We start from the raw sequence: 1,070 nt of genomic DNA, 5'->3' as shown, positions 1-1,070 counted from the left end.
TTTTTGAGAGTGCGGCAGGCGCCAGAGATCTACAAGAGGGAGGTACGCGGCAGGGTTAGATGGTTTATAGAGGCAGAAATAAAACCTGCTATTTTTAGAACCGTAAGGGTTATTTATGGGGGAACAATTAATTCGCGCCACAGCGGTAGATGGAGGAATTAGAGCAGTCGGTGTCATTACCACGCGACTAACAGAAGAAGCCAGAATGCGTCACAAACTATCTTATGTCGCTACTGCTGCATTAGGACGCACCATGTCTGCGGGTTTGTTGCTAGCCTCTAGTATGAAACGAGAAGGGTCGAGGATTAATCTAAGTATCAAGAGTAACGGTCCCCTGGGGGGAATTCTCGTTGATGCTGGCTTAGATGGCACAGTCAGGGGGTATGTAGACAATCCCACCGTGGAATTACCACCCAATGCCAAAGGGAAACTCGATGTTGGGGGTGCAGTAGGTCCAGATGGTTACCTCTATGTAATTCGAGATGTTGGTTACGGCTACCCCTATTCCAGTACCGTTAAGCTGGTATCTGGGGAAATTGGCGATGATATTGCCAATTTCCTGATTACCTCCGAACAAACCCCCTCAGCCTTTATGGTTGGTGTATTTGTTGGGGCACAAGGGGTTACTGCGGCTGGCGGGATGTTAATTCAGGTTTTACCTAAAGCAGCAAGAGATGAGAGTCTTGTAGAAATTCTCGAATCTCGAATCTCCAAGTTATCTGGATTCACCCCTCTATTACAAGCAGGCAAAACCTTACCAGATATTTTTCAGCAATTGCTGGGTGATATGGAATTGGTAATTATGCCAGAAATTCAGATGGTAAGATTTGACTGTGGTTGTTCCTTTGATCGGGTTTTGGGGGCACTAAAAATGTTAGGTGAAGTGGAACTTAAGGATATGATTGATAAAGATGAAGGAGCTGAAGCAACTTGTCACTTTTGCGGTGAAGTTTACCAAGCTAACAGAAATGAACTGGCTCAGTTGATTGAAGAATTGCGAACTGAGTCAGTTTAAATTTTAGTAATTAGTAATTAGTAATTAGTAATTGGGGAGTGGGGAGTGGGGAGTG

General features: G+C 44.7%; 1 protein-coding gene. It reads left to right on the top strand.

Going from position 1 to position 1,070, the window contains the following annotated elements; all coding sequences use genetic code 11:
- The first annotated feature begins 115 nt into the window (after window positions 1–115).
- Entirely contained in the window at window positions 116–1,015 is a 900-nt protein-coding gene (gene hslO, locus NJ959_RS29975) for an Hsp33 family molecular chaperone HslO (protein ID WP_254015411.1), read from the top strand.
- Window positions 1,016–1,070: the final 55 nt, after the last annotated feature.

It is taken from the genome of Limnofasciculus baicalensis BBK-W-15 (assembly GCF_024178385.1).
Classification (GTDB): Bacteria; Cyanobacteriota; Cyanobacteriia; order Cyanobacteriales; family Coleofasciculaceae; genus Limnofasciculus; species Limnofasciculus baicalensis.
This window is presented reverse-complemented; position numbering and strand designations above follow the sequence as displayed.